This window comes from Mesorhizobium album (assembly GCF_033977205.1).
Classification (GTDB): Bacteria; Pseudomonadota; Alphaproteobacteria; order Rhizobiales; family Rhizobiaceae; genus Mesorhizobium; species Mesorhizobium album.
In genome coordinates, this window is sequence record NZ_JAVIIW010000117.1 from 1 (window position 1) to 1,713 (window position 1,713).

The window sequence follows — 1,713 nt, forward strand, 5'->3', positions numbered from 1 at the left end:
GTAACCGGGGCAAAACCGGTGGTGTTGCGCGGGTGGATCTGCTGTTGGGGTTCAGCGAGCGGCGATGAGAACGGGAAGCGGTAGGACCTTACTGCCAGGGATGCCGAGGCGGTCGCCGAGATAATCCCAGAAGCTGACACCGAGCTTGTTGCAGGTCTTCATCATGCTGAGCATGGTGTCGCGGGCGGCACGGCCCTGGTCGCTGTGGGTTCCGCCGCTGATCTTGCGCCGGGTCACGACGCTGCGGATATCGTTCTCCGAGCCGTTGGTATGGAGCGGAATGTCCGGGCGTTGGAGGATCTTCAGGAAGCTTTGGCGGTCGGTCCGGATGCGCGCGAGTAGACGGTCGAGGGTCACGAACCTGGTCTTCATGCCGACGATCCGGTCGAACCGCCGGGCCAGTTCCTTGGCTCTTCGGGGCGTCGGTTCCAGACACCAGGCCTTGATGTCGTTGTAGAGCCACCAGATCCGGCTCTGGATCAGGGCCTTGGCGCGGCGCTGCGGTTCGGTGAAGCTATCGAGGGCATGGATCTGCCGCTCCATATGGACCCAGCACCGCGCGTGCTCGCCGATTGCGAACTGGCCCGCCCCATCACTGAGGATGACGGTGCCGTCGAGGGCCTTTGCCTCGGTCAGACCGCCCCACAACGCGCCTTCACTGGCGATGCGGAACGGGTCCAGAGGGCCATCCTTGGGCTCCAGGCCATGGGCGAGCAGATGGGTGTCCCATGACGCCTCGTCCTCGAACACGGACGGCTCGCGCCCGGCATGCAGAAGATCCGTCGTGACCACCGGCAGCCCGCGCTCCAGCATGTAGGCGCGTGAGGCGGCGTTCAGGACCCACCGGGCCGACCCGCCGTGCAGGAGCCGCAGGAAGTTCAGCCGGCTCTTCGACTTGGTGGTCGTAAACACGGCGAACCGGTCATTGCCGATTTGCGTGCACACGCCATTGACCGCGCCATGGCGGGCCCCGGTGTCGTCGACGCTGACCCAACCGGCCGCAGCGAGCCCGGCCGTCAGAACCCGCTTCGCTTCGGCGACGAAGGCGTCGATCTTGCTGGTCAGGATCCGCACGACCTGGCGCTTGGAGATCGACACGCCGAAGTCGCGCAGCAACGCGACGATCCGCTCCACGGTCGATTGACCCTGGTGATAAAGTGACAGCACCAGACGCCGAAGTTCCAGACCGAAGTGCCCGTCAACCCCGTCCGGCAGCGGAGCGACGACGATCCGGCCATCCGGCAAACGCCAGCGGTCCCGATGATAGCGGACCACCCGCACCCCGATCGTCAGATCCTGCACCACGAAGCTTGTCCGCCCCAGAAACCGCGAGCCCGGTGGCGGCTCATAACAAAGACGGCGCTCTTCGGTGACGATCGCCCGGCTCGAGCCACGCCGCTTCGGACCCGTCGCCGCAGGTGAGCTCCGCTTGGACGACTGCTCCATCCCGCTCGGCTTCAGCGTCGGGCGCGGCGGTAGACCTTTCAGACGCCGGATCTCATCCTTCAGAGCCGCATTCTCGGCGCGAAGCCCGGCGACCTCCGCCCGCAACTGCACGATCATGTCGAGCAGGTCCGTAGGGGTCAGCGTTCGAGAATCTGGTGGCTCCGACATGGCCTGATGGAATCACGCCGCCCGCCAAACCGCCACCCACCCCAACCCGATACACCCGAGTCATAACGCCGCGTCCGCCACCGGTTTTGCCCCGGTTAC

At 65.8% G+C, this 1,713-nt stretch carries 1 protein-coding gene; it reads right to left on the bottom strand.

Annotated features, from left to right (window positions below):
• Nucleotides 1-51: 51 nt before the first annotated feature.
• On the bottom strand, nucleotides 52-1,563 hold the full coding sequence (locus tag RFN28_RS34430; RefSeq protein WP_320291572.1) for an IS66 family transposase: 1,512 nt from the start codon (nucleotides 1,561-1,563) through the stop codon (nucleotides 52-54).
• Nucleotides 1,564-1,713: the final 150 nt, after the last annotated feature.

Bases quoted from the DNA above. Each gene is read 5' to 3' on its own strand.
- RFN28_RS34430 (WP_320291572.1), bottom strand. From the start codon at position 1,563: ATGATCGTGCAGTTGCGGGCGGAGGTCGCCGGGCTTCGCGCCGAGAAT.